General features: G+C 71.8%; 12 protein-coding genes. 8 read left to right on the top strand and 4 right to left on the bottom strand.

What is annotated here, in order from left to right:
• The first annotated feature begins 514 nt into the window (after nt 1-514).
• Together ACFYPD_RS12085 and ACFYPD_RS12080 are read left to right on the top strand one after the other, a co-directional pair.
• Nucleotides 515-1,297 (top strand): deoxyribonuclease IV, encoded by a 783-nt coding sequence (locus ACFYPD_RS12085; protein ID WP_387111860.1) that lies wholly within the window; start codon nt 515-517, stop codon nt 1,295-1,297.
• Nucleotides 1,294-3,717 (top strand): hypothetical protein, encoded by a 2,424-nt coding sequence (locus ACFYPD_RS12080; RefSeq protein ID WP_387111858.1) that lies wholly within the window; start codon nt 1,294-1,296, stop codon nt 3,715-3,717. The genes ACFYPD_RS12085 and ACFYPD_RS12080 overlap by 4 nt, the downstream gene beginning before the upstream one ends.
• 13 nt (nt 3,718-3,730) lie before the next feature.
• On the opposite strand, the gene ACFYPD_RS12075 is transcribed toward ACFYPD_RS12080, so the two are convergent.
• The 3 genes from ACFYPD_RS12075 to ACFYPD_RS12065 form a co-directional block, all read right to left on the bottom strand.
• On the bottom strand, nt 3,731-5,290 hold the full coding sequence (locus ACFYPD_RS12075; RefSeq protein WP_387111855.1) for a glycosyltransferase family 87 protein: 1,560 nt from the start codon (nt 5,288-5,290) through the stop codon (nt 3,731-3,733).
• Nucleotides 5,291-5,413: 123 nt separating this feature from the next.
• Nucleotides 5,414-8,260 (bottom strand): transglycosylase domain-containing protein, encoded by a 2,847-nt coding sequence (locus tag ACFYPD_RS12070; protein WP_387111853.1) that lies wholly within the window; start codon nt 8,258-8,260, stop codon nt 5,414-5,416.
• 194 nt (nt 8,261-8,454) lie between these two features.
• Nucleotides 8,455-8,901 carry a DUF5318 domain-containing protein gene (locus tag ACFYPD_RS12065; protein WP_387111850.1) on the bottom strand — a complete coding sequence of 149 codons (447 nt, stop codon included), beginning with the start codon at nt 8,899-8,901 and terminating at the stop codon, nt 8,455-8,457.
• Nucleotides 8,902-9,074: 173 nt separating this feature from the next.
• Between ACFYPD_RS12065 and ACFYPD_RS12060 the strand changes: the two genes are divergently transcribed.
• Nucleotides 9,075-9,713, top strand: coding sequence for a PadR family transcriptional regulator (locus ACFYPD_RS12060; protein WP_387111847.1), 639 nt, complete (start codon nt 9,075-9,077; stop codon nt 9,711-9,713).
• A gap of 23 nt (nt 9,714-9,736) precedes the next feature.
• Nucleotides 9,737-10,816: an inositol-3-phosphate synthase gene (locus tag ACFYPD_RS12055; protein ID WP_387111845.1), complete on the top strand. Its 1,080-nt coding sequence runs from the start codon at nt 9,737-9,739 to the stop codon at nt 10,814-10,816.
• Between the two features lie 62 nt (nt 10,817-10,878).
• Here ACFYPD_RS12055 and ACFYPD_RS12050 read toward each other — a convergent pair whose 3' ends face one another.
• Nucleotides 10,879-11,358, bottom strand: coding sequence for a methylated-DNA--[protein]-cysteine S-methyltransferase (locus ACFYPD_RS12050; RefSeq protein WP_387111842.1), 480 nt, complete (start codon nt 11,356-11,358; stop codon nt 10,879-10,881).
• Nucleotides 11,359-11,428: 70 nt separating this feature from the next.
• Between ACFYPD_RS12050 and ACFYPD_RS12045 the strand changes: the two genes are divergently transcribed.
• The 4 genes from ACFYPD_RS12045 to ACFYPD_RS12030 are packed head-to-tail and all read left to right on the top strand — an operon-like array spanning nt 11,429 to nt 15,120.
• Nucleotides 11,429-11,938 (top strand): SigE family RNA polymerase sigma factor, encoded by a 510-nt coding sequence (locus tag ACFYPD_RS12045; protein WP_387111839.1) that lies wholly within the window; start codon nt 11,429-11,431, stop codon nt 11,936-11,938.
• The gene (locus ACFYPD_RS12040; RefSeq protein ID WP_387111836.1) at nt 11,935-13,029 is read left to right on the top strand and encodes a TolB family protein; all 1,095 of its coding nucleotides are present in this window, start codon (nt 11,935-11,937) and stop codon (nt 13,027-13,029) included. The genes ACFYPD_RS12045 and ACFYPD_RS12040 overlap by 4 nt, the downstream gene beginning before the upstream one ends.
• Before the next feature lie 17 nt (nt 13,030-13,046).
• Nucleotides 13,047-13,589, top strand: a complete 543-nt coding sequence (locus ACFYPD_RS12035) for a hypothetical protein (protein ID WP_387111834.1) — start codon at nt 13,047-13,049, stop codon at nt 13,587-13,589.
• Between the two features lie 25 nt (nt 13,590-13,614).
• Nucleotides 13,615-15,120: a flotillin family protein gene (locus tag ACFYPD_RS12030; protein WP_387111831.1), complete on the top strand. Its 1,506-nt coding sequence runs from the start codon at nt 13,615-13,617 to the stop codon at nt 15,118-15,120.
• Nucleotides 15,121-15,151: the final 31 nt, after the last annotated feature.

Raw genomic sequence — 15,151 nt, 5'->3', positions numbered from 1 at the left:
GATCATGCCCGGGCCGGTCGCCCTCGGCGTCCGGACGCGGCGACAGGGGCCCACCTCCGGCGTCGCGTGCCGGAAGGTGGACCCCTGTCCACGGGGCCGCGGGGCGTCCCGTCCGCATTCCTTGGGTGGGACCTGGGGAGGAACGACCACACCGATGAGGTTGGATCGAGGACGCCCCGCGGAGCTTTATCGTGTTGTTACCTGGTCTGACCATACAACGGCTCTCGTCACCTCTTGGGGGAAATGGAGGAATTCGCCGGACTGGCTCCAGGGCCAGCCTTCGGGTCTGACGAGCCGGATCCCGCCCCGTCGTGCCGGGCCGCACGGCGGGGCGTCCCGTTGCCGGGGGCCTCCGCTTCGTCGTACGCGCTGTGGACCCGCGTCCGGCCGGAGCGTCGACCATCGATCCCACCTCGGACAACGACCACCGGGCCGGGTGGTGACGCGATCCGTACCACGGAACCCCCGCGCGCGGGAGCCCCGCTCGTCAGGGGCGCGACGTAGGCTGCCCTGCATGCGAATCGGAGCCCACGTCGATCCGACCGACCCGCTGGCCGAGGCGGCCGCCCGGGACGCCGAGGCGGTGCAGTTCTTCCTCGCCGACCCCCAGGGCTGGAAGGCCCCGAAGCCGCGGGAGGACGCCGAGCGCCTGCGGGCCGCCGACGTCGACCTCTACGTGCACGCGCCGTACGTCATCAACGTGGCCACGCTGAACAACCGGATCCGCATCCCCAGCCGCAAACTGCTGCTCGGCCACGCCGCCGCCGCGGCCACGGTCGGCGCCAAGGGGCTGATCGTGCACGGCGGCCACGTCAACGCCGGCGACGACCTCGGCGTCGGCTTCGACAACTGGCGGAAGACCTTCGCGTACGCGGCGGACTCCGGCGGCTTCCCGCTCCCGATCCTGATCGAGAACACCGCCGGCGGCGACAACGCCTGCGCCCGGCACCTGGACGCGCTGGCCCGGCTCTGGGACGCGCTCGGCGACTACGAGGTGGGTTTCTGCCTCGACACCTGCCACGCGCACGCCGGGGGCGAGGAGCTGCTCGGGCTGGTCGACCGGGTGAAGGCGATCACCGGCCGGATCGACCTGATCCACGCGAACAACTCCAAGGGCACGTTCAACTCCGGCCAGGACCGGCACGACAACCTCACCGGCGGCACCATCGACCCGGAGCTGGTGGTCGCGGTGATCCGGGCGGCGGGCGCGCCGGTGATCGTGGAGACCCCCGGCGGCACCGAGGGTCAGGCGGCCGACATCGCGTTCCTGCGCGGGCAGCTGGGTCCGACGGCATGACCACCGAGCAGTCCGACGCGACCGGCGGCCGGGCCGACAGCGACCCGGCCGCGGCCACGGGCGACAGCGCGTCCGGCGCGAAGCCGAAGGCGACCGTCCGTCGACGGGGTCGGAAGAAGGGCGCCACGGCGGGCGGTGCATCGGAGGCGACCTCGACCGGGCCGGGGGACGCGCCGCCGCCGGCCGCCGAGGTGGGCCGGAACGGTGACCGCGCCGAGGGCGCCGCCGCGGCGGAGACCGCCGCGACCGCCACCGCCGGCGGCACTGGCACGGTCGCCGGGGACGCCGCCGAGGTGGCCGGAACGGACGGCGCGGCCCGAGCCGACGACGCGGCCCGACCCAACGGCAAGGCCAGGACCGGCCGCAAGGCCAGGAACCGCGACAAGGCCGGAAGCAGCGCCAAGGCCGGGACGGGAAAGGCCGGGACCGACGAGACCGGGACCGACAAGAGCGGGACCGACAGGGCCGGGACCGACAAGAGCGGGACCGACAGGGCCGGGACCGACAAGAGCGGGACCGACAGGGCCGGGACCGACACCGGGACCGGCGAGAGCGGACCCGAAAGCCGGGCCGAGATCGACGGCGAGGCCGCGCCAGGCACGGCGGGAAAGGACGGCGAGACCGGGGCCGACGGCAAGGACGGGGACAAGCCGGCCGATCCCTGGACGGCGTTCGGTCCCGCGCCCGATCCCGTGCTCAGCCGGCCCCGCCGGGTGGTCCGCACGGTCGGCCGCGCCCTGGTGCACGAGTGGACCCTGGCCGCCGTCGCCTCGCTGGCGCTGGCCGTGCTGATGACCTGGCCCACGCTGCGCTACCCGCGCTACACGCTGCCGCAGGACTACTGGGACCCGAGCCTCCAGTCCTGGCAGCTGGCCTGGTCCGGCCACATCCTGCTGACCGACCCGGCGCAGCTGTGGAACTCGAACACGTTCTTCCCCGAGTCGGGGAGCTTCGCCTTCTCCGACACTCTGCTCGGGTACGCCCCGGCCGGCATGATCGGGGTCGGCCCCGAGGACGCCCTGCTGCGCTACAACATCATGTTCGTGCTGGCGCACGCCCTCGCCACCTTCGGGGCGTACGCGCTGGCGCGGCAGCTCGGCGCGGGGCGGATCGGCGGCGCGGTGGCCGGGGCGAGCTACGCGTACGCCCCGTGGCTGCTGGCCCAGGCCGGGCACCTGCACATTCTTTCCAACGGCGGCATCCCGCTGGCGCTGGCCATGCTCGCCCGCGGCCACGGCTGGTCGCTGCGGCACGGCTACCGGCCGCGGCGCCGGCACGCCGGCTGGGCGTTCGCGGGCTGGCTGGTGGCCGCCTGGCAGCTCAGCCTCGGCTTCGGCATCGGGCTGCCGTTCGCGTACCTGCTGGCCGGTGTCGTGCTGGTCTCGGCGGTCGTCTGGTTCGTCCGGCGACGCTGGGTGAAGCGCCCGTTCGGCTGGCGGCTGTTCCTCGCCGACCTGCTCGGCGGGCTGGTCTTCGCCGCGGTGGGCGCGCTGCTGGCCGTGCCGTACTTCAAGGTCGCCGAGCTGCACCCGAACGCGGCGCGGACGCTGGGCGAGATCCAGCTCTACTCGCCGCCAGCCAGCGGGTTCTTCACCGCCCCGGCGGAGTCGCGGATCTGGGGTGAGCTGCACGAGGGCGCCCGCGCCGTGCTGCCCTGGCACCCGGAGATGACGTTGCTGCCCGGCTTCGTGCTCTACGCGCTGGCCGCCGGCGGCCTCTTCTTCTCGGTCTGGCGGGTCCGCCACCGGCTCTTCCTGCTGGCCGGGGTGCTGCTGACGATGGCGTTGGCCATGGGCACCCGGTTCCTCGGCGGCCGGTTCACCTACGTGCCGCTCTTCGAGCACCTGCCGGGCTGGAACGGGCTGCGGACGCCGGGCCGGATGATGCTCTGGACCACCCTTCTGCTCGGCCTGCTCGCGGCCGGCGCGGTCACCGCGTTCTGCGCCCGCGTACGCGAGCTCGCCGCCGAGCGGGTCCCGCCGTGGCCGGGCCCGTGGCTGCGACTGGCCACCCTCGTGCCGCTGCTGCTGGTCGTGGTGGAGGGGTTGAACGTGACGCCGCATCCGGTGGCGCCACAGCAACCGGCGGTGATGCGGACGGTGGACGGGCCCATGCTGGTGCTGCCCAGCAGCCAGAACCTGGACCAGCCGGTGATGCTCTGGTCGACCGACCGGTTCCAGCGGATGGTCAACGGCGGCAGCGGCTTCACCCCGAACTCCCAGGCCCAGGTCCGCGACGCCACGGTCAGCTTTCCCGACTTCGGCAGCGTCGACTACCTGCGGCGGCTGGGCGTGAAGAACGTGGTGGTGCTCCGCGACCGGCTCGGCGGCACCCCGTGGGAGGGGATGCTCGACCGGCCGGTCGACGGGCTGGGCGTGACCCGGGAAGAGGTCGGCGACGCGGTGGTCTACCGCCTCTGATCGGTTCCACCGGTCAGGCGGTGACCGCCTCGGCGGGGCGGTCGGCGGCGGCGCCGTGCCGCCAGCGCTGGTACCAGGGCGCGTCCTGCGTGCCGTCGAGCACCCCGCCGTCCGGGTCGTCCGCGTAAGTGTCCCGCACCGCGTCCCGCTCGGGGCGCAGGATGTCCCGGATCACGAACCCGCAGAGCACCGCGACGGTGATCAGGCGCAGGCTGGCGGCCAGCACGAAGACGCCCTCGGGGAACACCGGCCGGGTGGTGGCCGCGCCGAGCAGCTCGCCGTAGAAGGCGGCGAAGTAGCAGACCTCGGCGAACTGCCAGGCCAGGAAGGCGCCCCAGCGGGGCCGGGCGAGCACCGCCAGCGGCAGGAGCCAGAGCACGAACTGCTGGGACCAGACCTTGCTGAAGATCAGGAAGGCGGCGACCACCAGGAACGCCAGCTGGGCGAGCCGGGGCCGGCGCGGTGCGAGCAGCGCCAGCGCTGCCACGCCGAGGCAGGCGAGCCCGAAGAGCAGGTACGACAGCCAGTTGAGGGCGGAGATGTGCGCGTTCAGCCACTCGAAGGGCCCGAGGTCACCGGGCGCGGAGGGGCTGATCCTGCCGTCCAGGTAGCGGCCGATGTACCAGAGCGTGCCCCAGTCGATCGGCCGGGTGGTGTTCAAATCGAAGAAGCGCTCCCAGTTCTCCCGGTAGGGGATCGCCACCGGCAGGTTGACCGCGATCAGGGCCGCCGCGCCGGTGGCCGTGGCGGTGAGCGCGGCCCGCAGGCGGCCGGCGCGCAGGGCGAGCACGAGGATCGGGCCGAACAGGAAGAGCGGCCACATCTTCGCCGCCCCGGCCAGGCCGAGCAGCACGCCGGCGGAGGCGGGGTGGCGGCGCGCCCAGGCCAGCAGCCCGAACGCGGCCAGCCCGACGGCGAGCAGGTCCCAGTTGACGGTGGCGGTGAGCACCAGGGCCGGCGAGAGCGCGAAGAGGGCGGCGTCCCATGGTCGTCGGCGGCGCAGGCTGAGGATGACCGCGACGGTGGCGACGGCGAGCGCGCTGAGCACCAGCGCGTTGAGGTTGTAGAACCACTGCCCCTGGTTGATGCCGGGATTGTCCACACCCAGGGCGTGCACCGGCAGGCCGATCGCGCCCATGAAGTAGCCGGTCAGCACCGGATACTCCACCGGGTGGTCGGCGTAGGGGACCTTGCCCTCGTTGAGTCCCTCGGCGTAGTAGAGGGCCAGCACGTCCGTGTAGCACATCCGGGTGTACTGGACGTTGTTCTGCCAGGCACCGTCCTGGCAGGGGGACTTCTGCACCCAGTGCAGGGCCAGCGTCAGGCAGACCAGGGCCAGCACGATCCGGGCCGCGGTCCAGAACCGGCCCTCCCGGCCGGCGGGCCGGTCCAGGGCGACGGCATGGTCGCCCAGCGGGCCGCCGATCAGTTCGGCGGCGCCGCGGACGAAGCCGTCCGAGCGGGACGGGTGGTCCACGACGGCTCCAGGTCGTCGCGCGGCCGCGGACGCGCCGAGCTGGTGTTGTGGGTCGGACCCGTTCTCGTCGATGCCTGCCGTCGACTGGGTGCTCATGGAGAGGCATCCTGCCGTACGCCGGGCCCCGCCGTCCCGTCTCGCGCACACAAATTCCGCTACGCGAAACGCCGACGGCGGCCGGACCGGGTGGTCCGGCCGCCGTTCATGAGGCCGTGGTCGTCAGTATGTCTGGCGGGTCGGTGGTGTGCTCGGTAGCAGACCGCCGCCGCGACCACCGGTGTCGCCCGGTCCCGGCGGGAGGCCGGGCCCGGTGTTGCCGCCGCCGCCGTTGTTGCCGCCGCCGTTGTTGCCGCCACCGTTGTTGCCGTCCGAGCAGAACAGGCCCAGCGGGTCACAGGTCTGCTGGCCCGGCTGACCAGGCAGCGGCACCTCCGGCGGCGGCTGCTCGCCGTTGCCGGCGTCGTCCTTGCCGACGTGCGCGGCCGGCGGGAAGTCCAGCTTGTCCTCGCCCTTCAGCGCGTCGTTCATGAAGCGCTGGAAGATGGCACCGGGCATCCTCGCACCGCTGATCTTGTTGCCGTCCTTGTCCTCGATCGCCTTGCGGTCGCCCTTGTTACCGACCCAGACGGCGGTGGCGAGCTGCGGCGTGTAGCCGATCATCCAGGCGTCACCGTTATCAGTGGTCTTCTCGTTGAGTTCCCAGGTACCGGTCTTCTCAGCGACCTTCCGACCGTCGTCAAGCGGACGGTGGGACGACTTGGCCGGGTACTGCTCCAGCACCGAGGTGACGTCGGCGACGATGTCCTTCGGGATGCGCTGCTGCGACTTCAGCTTGGGGGACCCGACGAGGTCCCACTTGCCGGTGTTCGGGTTCTGCTTCTCCACCTTCTTGATGAAGTGCGCCTTGTTGTAGACGCCCTGGTTGGCGAAGGTGGCGACACCGTTGGCGTGGTCGAGGACCGTGATCGGGTACTGGCCGTAGCCGATCACGTGGAAGAACGGCGCGGGGGCCAGATCCTTCGGGTCCGCCTTGGTGAGGTCGTACGCCTTGGCCGGATCGGTGTCGGTGCGCCACATGGTGGTGACGCCGGCCTGCTTGGCCATGTCAAGCACCTTGTCCGGGCCGATCTGCTCGGTGATGTAGTAGAACGGCACGTTCAGCGACTTCAGCGTCGACAGCTCAAGGGTGCAGGAGTCGCCACAGGAGACCCGGTCGGCACCGGCGTTGCTGACCTTGAACTTCGTGTCCTTCGGGGTGAACGCCGAGCCCTTCCACCGCGACTTGATGGAGATGCCGGCCTTGAGCGCCGCCGCCAGGGTGTAGATCTTGAAGCTTGAGCCCGGTGAGTGGCCGCCGCTGACGACGCCGTTGTCGTAGTTCTTACCGGCGTAGTCGGTGCCGGTGCCGTTGTCACCGCCGTAGTAGGCCCGCACCTCGCCGTTGCTCGGGTCGATCGACACCATGGCCGCCATCAAATTCGCCGGCTGCTTGTAGAGCTCGGATCCCTTCTTGGCCCGCTGCGCCGCCTCGAGCGCCGCCGCCTGGATCTTGGTGTCGATGGTGGTGGTGACCCGGTAACCGCCCCGGCTCAGCGCCTTCGCGCAGAGCGGCTTGTTCAGCGTGACCTCGGCCTCGTTGTCGGTGCAGAGGTTCATCTCGCGCATCTCCTGCGCGACGTAGTTGACGACGTTGCCGTACGGGGTGTCGATGCCGAAGCCGCCACCGTTGTTCTTCTTCGGCTTCTGGAGCGTCTTGGTCGGGTACTCGGTGGGATGCGGCGGCATGTTCGGCGCGTCGAGCCACTTCTCGGTGATCATGCCCCTGATGACGTAGTTCCACCGGTCCAGCGCGGCTTCCTGGTTGATCGCCGGGTCGTAGCCCTTGTGCGTGGTGCTCGGCTCGGGCTGCTTGATCAACGCGGCCAGCACGGCGGCCTCCGCCACGGTCAGCTTGGAGACGTCCTTGTTGAAGTACGTCTGCGCCGCCGCCTGGATGCCGTACGCGCCCCGACCGAAGTAGATCACGTTCAGGTAGTGCTGCATGATCGTCTTCTTGTCGTACCGGTCGTTCAGCTTGGAGGCGAGGATCGCCTCCTTCACCTTGCGGCCGTACGTGTCCTGGTTCAGGTTGTCGAACGCGTTGCGGGCGTACTGCTGGGTGATCGTCGAGGCGCCCTGCTTGTCGCCGCCGCTGATGTTGTTCCAGGCGGCCCGGGCGATGCCCTTGTAGTCCACACCGGAGTGCCGGTAGAAGTTCCGGTCCTCGGCCGCGGCGACGGCGTGCTGGACGTACTCCGGGATCTGGTTGATGGTGACGAGCTGCCGGTTCTGGTCGCCGATCTTGGCGATGGCCGTCTTGCCGGTCTTGTCGTAAATGGTGGTCGACAGCGGCGGGATGGTGTCCTCGGGCAGCAGCACCTTCTGCGAGTACCAGGTGAAGCCGACCACGCCCATGCCGGCGAGCATGATGAAGACGGCGAACCCGGCGATCATCATGTTGATGCGCCGGCGCTTCTTCGCCCGCGCCCGCGACGCCGGGTCGTCCCCGCGGCCGCCGCGACCCCCGCGACCCGGGCCGGTCGGGCCGCCCGGCCCACCGGGGCCGCCACCGGCCATGCCGGGCACCCCGGCGCGGGCCACCGCGGCCCGGCCACCCACTGCCGCCGAACCGACGCTCGCCCGCCCGGCCGTGCCGACGCTCGCCGCGCCGACGGAGGCCCGCCCGGCGGGGCCGGCCGGGGACACCGGCACGGAGGCCCGCCCGGAGCCGGCCCGCCCCGATGCACCGCCGGGGGCCGGCGAGACGGGCACGGAGGCGCGCCCCGGGCCGGCACGGCCCACCGAGGCCGAGCCGGCGGCGCCACGAGGTGCCGGGGCCGCGCCGCCGACCGAGGCCCGGCCACCGGACGCGGAGCCGCGCGGCGTCACGGAGGCCCGGGCCGAGGCAGCGCCGTCGGACCCGGAGGACCAGCCGTTCCCGTGCGGGCTCCCGGGAGAACCGGGCTCGCCGTTCGGGCCCGGGATCTGGGCCCGCCCACGCGAAGAACTGGGATCGCCGTAGTTCATTCCTCACACCCTGCCGGTCGCGGTGGGGCGCGGGCGCGCCGCCACCGGGTTGCCGTGAGATGGAACACGAGACGCTACACCCCGGGTGTGCCGGGGCGCAGGCGTCAAATCCGAGCTATTCGGACCATTCAGACCTAGTGACTGTCGGTCGTCCCGCCCTGGGGTCGGGCCGGGATCGATCGGGACAGCCAGGTTCACCGTTGCGCCTCTCGCCTTCGCCGAGGGGTGGAGCCGGTCGCGGTCTCCCGCTCCACCGCGTCCTCCGTGCCGCCGGCCAGCCCGTCCCGGCCGAGCAGGAACTGCTCGACGAGATGGTTCCAGTCGCAGCCGGGGCACACCTCCACCACGAACACCTGGAACTCACGCAGCGTCATGGCCAGCACCGGCAACTCCGCCCGGGTGCGCGCCTGGCCGGCCGACTGCTTGAGTTCGTCGCCGTAAATGTAGTGGACGTGGATGAGGTTCTCACTGCGGCAGATCGGGCAGCGCTCGTCGGTGGGCTCGCCGTGGAAGCGGGCGGCGTTCTTCAGGTACGGCGAGGCGTCGCAGACGTCGTAGGTGCCGATCCGCCCGGTGAGGAGTTCACGCAGCACCGCTCGCTTCTGGAGCGAGTAGTCGACGACCTGGCGCTGCGTACGCATGCGGGAAAGGGTACGCGGTCCGGCGGGGTGAGGCGACCATGGTCACGATCCGTGACGGCAGAACCGCAGAATCCAGGTTTGCCCTGATCATGCGTCTCCGCTAACGTGCGATGTATCGGTTCGATACATCGCGGCGGTTACCACTTCGCGCCAGGGGTAAGAAGGGATGGCCCGTGCTCGAGCTCGCCATCCTGGGTCTCCTGCAGGAGGCTCCGATGCACGGCTATGAGCTGCGCAAGGAGTTGACCGCCAAGCTCGGCGCGATCCGGGCGGCGATCAGCTACGGCTCGCTCTACCCGACCCTGCGCCGGCTGCAGGCGGCGGGATGGATCACCGAAGCCGCCGAGACACCCGCCACCGCCGAGGAGGTTCCCGCGCTGACCAGCCGACGCGGTCGGGTGGTCTACACCATTACCGCCGAGGGCAAGGAACGCTTCGCCCAGCTCATAGCGCAGGCTGGACCCGAGACGTACGACGACACGGGCTTCGGCGTGCACTTCGCGTTCTTCGCCCGGACCGACCAGGCCACCCGGCTCCGGATCCTGGAAGGTCGTCGTCGAAAGATCGAGGAGCGTCGCGAAGGCCTTCGTGACGTGCTCGGCCGGGCAGCCGAGCGGCTCGACGCGTACACCCTGGAACTGCAACGCCACGGGCTCGACGCCTGTGAGCGCGAGGTCCGCTGGCTGGAGGAGCTCATCGCCAACGAGCGCTCCGGCCGGGCCCCGACGGTCCCCCAACCCGGGACGGCCGGCGGCCGAGGAGAAAACGACAGCCCGCCCCCGCCTGGAGAGTCCAGGAAAGAGCGGCCGTGATGAAGAAGAAGGAGGCAGACGTTATGGGCTCCGTCCGCGTCGCCATCGTCGGTGTGGGTAACTGCGCCTCGTCCCTCGTGCAGGGCGTGGAGTACTACCGGAACGCCGACCCGAACGACCGCGTCCCGGGTCTCATGCACGTCACCTTCGGCGACTACCACGTCTCCGACGTGAAGTTCGTCGCGGCGTTCGACGTGGACGCCAAGAAGGTGGGCATGGACCTCGCCGAGGCCATCGTGGCCAGCGAAAACAACACCATCAAGCTGTGCGATGTGCCGCCGACCGGCATCACCGTGCAGCGCGGCCCGACCTTCGACGGTCTGGGCCAGTACTACCGCGAGATCATCGAGGAGTCGGACGTCGAGCCGGTCGACGTGGCCCAGGCGCTGCGTGACGCGCAGGTCGACGTGGTCGTCTCCTACCTGCCGGTGGGCTCCGAGCAGGCCGACAAGTTCTACGCCCAGGCCGCGATCGACGCGGGCTGCGCGTTCGTGAACGCCCTGCCGGTCTTCATCGCCTCCGACCCCGAGTGGGCGAAGAAGTTCGAGGACGCGGGCCTGCCGATTGTCGGTGACGACATCAAGAGCCAGGTCGGTGCCACCATCGTGCACCGCGCCCTGGCGAAGCTCTTCGAGGACCGCGGGGTCGAGCTGCTGCGCACGTACCAGCTCAACTTCGGCGGCAACATGGACTTCATGAACATGCTGGAGCGCAACCGCCTGGTCTCGAAGAAGATCTCGAAGACCCAGTCGGTGACCTCCCAGATCCCGCACGAGATGCAGAAGAGCGACGTGCACATCGGCCCGTCCGACCACGTGCCGTGGCTGGACGACCGCAAGTGGGCGTACATCCGCCTGGAGGGTCGCTCCTTCGGTGACACCCCGCTCAACGCCGAGCTCAAGCTCGAGGTGTGGGACTCGCCGAACTCGGCCGGTGTCATCATCGACGCCGTCCGGGCCGCGAAGATCGCGCTGGACCGGAAGATCGGTGGCCCGATCCTCTCCGCCTCCTCGTACTTCATGAAGTCCCCGCCGAAGCAGTACGCCGACCACGACGCGCACGCCGCCGTCGAGGCGTTCATCGCCGGCGAGATCGAGCGCTGACGCGCTGAGCACACCGAAGAAGGCCGGGTCCGCACGGACCCGGCCTTCTTCGTCGGCGTACGTCAGGACCAGGCTCGCCGCAGCGCCACGGCCGCTTCGAGTTCCAGCAGGGTCACCTTGCGCGGCAGCCCGCCGCCGAAGCCCACCAGCTTGCCGCCCGCCCCGACGATCCGGTGGCAGGGCACGATCACCGGGACCGGGTTGCGGTTGCAGGCCACCCCGACCGCCCGGGCCGCCCCCGGATCGCCGACGGCCTTCGCCACCTCGCCGTAGGTCTTCGTCTCCCCGTACGGGATGAGGGTCATCTCCCGCCAGACCGCACGCTCGAACTCCGACCCACGTGGCGCCACCACCGGCACGGTGAACCCGGTCAGCTCACCGGCGAAGTACGCCCGCAGCTCGGCCACCGCCAGCCGGGCGACCTCGTCGCCGGGCTCCTCGGTCGCCGACGCCACCCTGCCGAAGTGCGCCCCGCGGACGGCGTCCGCGTCGGTGCCGACGGAGAACTCCCCGATCGGCGAGTCGAGCACGGTCCAACGCATGTCGCCCATTGTCCCGCGCCATGAGGCAAAGTTCCTCCCGCCCCGGGCGTCTGAGCTACGGAGGTGGGCGGTGGCAGAGGTCGACGGGGAGTTCACCGCGTTCGTCAACGAACGGGGAGCGGCGCTGCTGCGCGTCGCGTACGCGCTGGCCGGGAACCAGCACGCGGCGGAGGACCTGCTCCAGAACGCGCTGGCCAAGGCGTACGCCCGCTGGCCCCGGATCCGCGGCGACGCGGAACCGTACGTGAAACGGATCCTCTACCACGACCAGGTCTCCGGCTGGCGGCGCCGCGCGCGGCGCCCGGAGGTGCCGCTGGCGGAGCTGCCGGAGCGGGCCGCCACCGGCGAGGACAGTGACCTGCGGATGCTGCTGCGGGACGCGCTGCGGGCGCTGCCGCCCCGGCAGCGGGCCGTGCTGACCCTGCGCTACCTGGAGGACCTGAGCGTCGAACAGACCGCCGCGCTGCTCGGTTGCCGGACCGGCACGGTGGCCAGCCAGAGCGCCAAGGCGCTGGCCAAGCTCCGCCAGTTGGTGCCGGGGCTGGACGAGCGGACCAGTCGAGCGGAGGTGACCCGATGAGCACGTCGCAGGACGAGACCCTCCGGGCGGCCGTACGCGAGCTGGCGGACCACGCCGGCCCCGCGCCGGACCTGGCCGCCCGGGCGCTCGGTCGGGGTCGCCGGCTGCGCCGCCGGCGGCGGGTGGCCGCGGCCGGTGCCGCGCTGGTCGCGGTCGTCGCCGTGACCCTGCCGTTCGTGCTGCTGCGGCCCGCTGCGGCCCCGCCCCCCGCCACGCCGCCCGCGACCGCCACTCCGTCGCCGACCCTGCTGCCCCCGCCCGGGCCGGACTGGACGACGAAGCCACTCGTGCTACCAGGTGGCTGGGTGGTGACCAGGGCGCAGGTCAGCGGCGGATCCGGCAACGGCTTCCTGCTGGATCGCGGCCGTGGACGCTACTTCGCGACCGACCGCTACGACGGCATCTTCCCGGCGCCGACCGGCTCCCTCGTCGCGGTCCGGGACGACGACCGCCCCCGGGAGGTCGGCCTGTTCGACCTGGCCAGCGGAAAGACCCGCTGGTACGTGGTGGGCCGGGCGCTCTCCGTCCCGCGGTGGTCACCGGACGGCCGCCGGCTACTCTTCACCACGACCCAGCTCGACAACGAGGGCTTCATCGTGATGGAGGTCGACGGCACGAAGCACACCTACCGGGTGGATCGGCGGGCGTACTTCTGCACCGACTACTGCGACTTCACCTGGACCCGCGACGGCCGGGAGGTCGTGCTGCCGCAGACGGGTGGGGGAGGCCACAACGAGGCCGTCCGGGACAAGCGGCGGGGCGTCCAGCTCTTCTCCGCCGACGACGGCCGGCCCACCAGGCTGCTCCCCGTGCCCGGCGACCCGGCCGGCCCGTGGGCCTGGTCGCCCGACGGAACGCTGGTGGTCGTCCGAGGGCAGCAGGAGCCGCTACTGGTCGAGACGGCGACCGGCCGGGTGGTGCACCCCTTGCCGAGCGCCGAGGTGGTCTGGCTCCCCGACGACCGGCTGCTGTACCGCCGACCGTTCGGGACGGGAGACTTCGTCCTCGCGGACCCGTCCGGGCGGGAGCTGGTCCGCCAGCCACTGCCGAAGCAGCTGGTCGATCTTGAGGTGAGTGTCGCTCCGCGCTGACCGTTCAGCGGTCGTTGATGTTGCACGACATCGATACCGTGCAGGTCGTGGCCACGGGGACGTTCATCTTCCTGATCATCGGCGGGGTCGGGGTCGGGGTGCTGACGCTCGCCCTGCTCGGGTCAGGCGTGCTGCACCTGGGCCATCCGGACGTCGACGGGCCGGTGTCGCTGGAGGCGGTTGCCGGGTTCGTCGGGGCGTTTGGCTTCGGCGCCGCGATCGTCAACGAGCTGCTCGGTGGGCGTACCCCCGGGATGATCGCGGCGGCGGCGGCCGGCGGCGTGCTCGCCGCCGTGCCCACCGGCTGGCTGGCGGCCCGGCTCAGCCGCGCGGCCCGCAACATGCGCACGGACGCCACGCCGACGCGGGACCACCTGGTCGGCGCGATCGGCCTGGTGGTGACCCCGGTACCCACCGGCGGCTACGGCGAGGTCCGGGTACGCCTCGCCGGCCAGCCGGTCAAACTCAACGCCCGCGCCGACCATCCGATCCCGGTCGGCGCACGGATCTTCGTGGTCGAAGCGCTCAGCGAGACCAGCGTGCACGTCGAGACCTACTGACACTCCAGCACAGACGGGAACTCCCATGCCCCTGCTCGTCGCCATCGGCGGCGCGGTCCTCCTCGCCGTCGTCCTCGTCCTCTTCGTGCTCTCCCGGATCAAGGTGGCCGGCCCCAACGAGGCGTTCATCGTCACCGGCCGCAAGGGCCGGACCACCCAGACCGCCGACGGCGGACGCTCCACCGACATGTCCGGCCAGAAGGTCGTGCTCGGCGCGTCGGTCTTCGTGCTGCCGGTGGTGCAGAAGCTCCAGTCGCTCGACCTGTCCAGCCGACGGATCGACGTCGGCATCAAGGGCGCGGTCAGCAAGCAGGGCATCCGCGCCGACCTGCACGGTGTGGCGATCGTCAAGGTCGGCGGCACCGAGGACGCCATCCGCGCGGCCGCCCAGCGCTTCCTGCACCAGCAGGACGAGATCGAGGACTTCACCCGGGAGGTGCTGGCCGGCGCGCTGCGCTCGATCGTCGGCCGGCTCACCGTCGAGGAGGTCATCCGGGACCGGGCCGCCTTCGCCAGCGCGGTCGCCGAGGAGGCCGAGCACTCGATGACCAACCAGGGCCTGGTGCTGGACACCTTCCAGCTCCAGGACATCCTGGCCGAGGGGTCCTACCTGGCCGACCTGGGCCGGCCCGAGGCGGCCCGGGTGCTCAAGGACGCGGCCATCGCCGAGGCGCGGGCCCGGCAGCAGGCCGAGCAGGAGCGGCTGCTCGCCGAAGAGGCGATCGCCGAGGCGAACCGGAACCTGTCGCTCAAGCAGGCCGCCATCCAGGCCGAGATCGACGCGGCCAAGGCGAGGTCCGCGGCGGCCGGCCCGCTCGCCCAGGCCGAGCGGGACCAGGCGATCCTGTCCGAGCAGCAGAAGGTGGCCGAGCGCAACGCCGAGCTGAAGCAGCGCCAGCTCGACACCGAGGTGCGCAAGCCGGCCGACGCGGCCCGCTACAAGGTCGAGCAGGAGGCCGAGGCGGACCGCAACGCGGCGGTGCTGCGCGCCGACGCCCAGCGGCAGGCCACCATCGCCGCCGCCCAGGCCTCCGCCGAGCAGGCCCGGCTCACCGGTGAGGGCGAGCGGGCCCGCCGGGCCGCGCTGGCCGAGGCGAACGCGATCGAGGGCGCCAAGGAGGGTGAGGCGGAGCAGCGCCGGCGTTCCGCGATCGCCGAGGCGGTCGAGCGCGAGGGTCAGGCCGAGGCCGCGGCCATCCTGGCCAAGGGGCAGGCGGAGGCCGACGCGATGGCCCGCAAGGCCGAGGCGTTCGCCGCGTACGGCGAGGCCGCGGTGCTGGACCTGCTGGTCAAGGTGCTGCCGCAGGTGGTCGAGGCGGCCAGCGCCCCGATCGGCGCGATCGACAAGATGACCGTCATCTCCACCGACGGCGCGTCGTCGCTGACCAAGTCGGTCGCCGGCAACGTGGCGCAGGGCCTCCAGCTCGGCAGCGACCTCACCGGCATCGACCTGGCCGGGCTGCTCGCCAAGCTGGGCAGCGCGCACACGAACGGCAAGAACACCGTGGAGGGCACGACCGTCACCCCGTGACACGACAGCGCCCGCCGGTCTCCCCTGCTGG

It is taken from the genome of Micromonospora sp. NPDC005299, assembly GCF_042872345.1.
Classification (GTDB): Bacteria; Actinomycetota; Actinomycetes; order Mycobacteriales; family Micromonosporaceae; genus Micromonospora.
This window is presented reverse-complemented; position numbering and strand designations above follow the sequence as displayed.

What these genes read in the sequence shown, in the direction of transcription:
- ACFYPD_RS12085 (WP_387111860.1), top strand. Translation starts at nt 515, where the DNA reads ATGCGAATCGGAGCCCACGTCGATCCGACCGACCCGCTGGCCGAGGCG.
- ACFYPD_RS12070 (WP_387111853.1), bottom strand. Translation starts at nt 8,260, where the DNA reads ATGAACTACGGCGATCCCAGTTCTTCGCGTGGGCGGGCCCAGATCCCG.
- ACFYPD_RS12055 (WP_387111845.1), top strand. Translation starts at nt 9,737, where the DNA reads ATGGGCTCCGTCCGCGTCGCCATCGTCGGTGTGGGTAACTGCGCCTCG.
- ACFYPD_RS12040 (WP_387111836.1), top strand. Translation starts at nt 11,935, where the DNA reads ATGAGCACGTCGCAGGACGAGACCCTCCGGGCGGCCGTACGCGAGCTG.
- ACFYPD_RS12080 (WP_387111858.1), top strand. Translation starts at nt 1,294, where the DNA reads ATGACCACCGAGCAGTCCGACGCGACCGGCGGCCGGGCCGACAGCGAC.
- ACFYPD_RS12035 (WP_387111834.1), top strand. Translation starts at nt 13,047, where the DNA reads ATGTTGCACGACATCGATACCGTGCAGGTCGTGGCCACGGGGACGTTC.
- ACFYPD_RS12075 (WP_387111855.1), bottom strand. Translation starts at nt 5,290, where the DNA reads ATGAGCACCCAGTCGACGGCAGGCATCGACGAGAACGGGTCCGACCCA.
- ACFYPD_RS12050 (WP_387111842.1), bottom strand. Translation starts at nt 11,358, where the DNA reads ATGCGTTGGACCGTGCTCGACTCGCCGATCGGGGAGTTCTCCGTCGGC.
- ACFYPD_RS12065 (WP_387111850.1), bottom strand. Translation starts at nt 8,901, where the DNA reads ATGCGTACGCAGCGCCAGGTCGTCGACTACTCGCTCCAGAAGCGAGCG.
- ACFYPD_RS12030 (WP_387111831.1), top strand. Translation starts at nt 13,615, where the DNA reads ATGCCCCTGCTCGTCGCCATCGGCGGCGCGGTCCTCCTCGCCGTCGTC.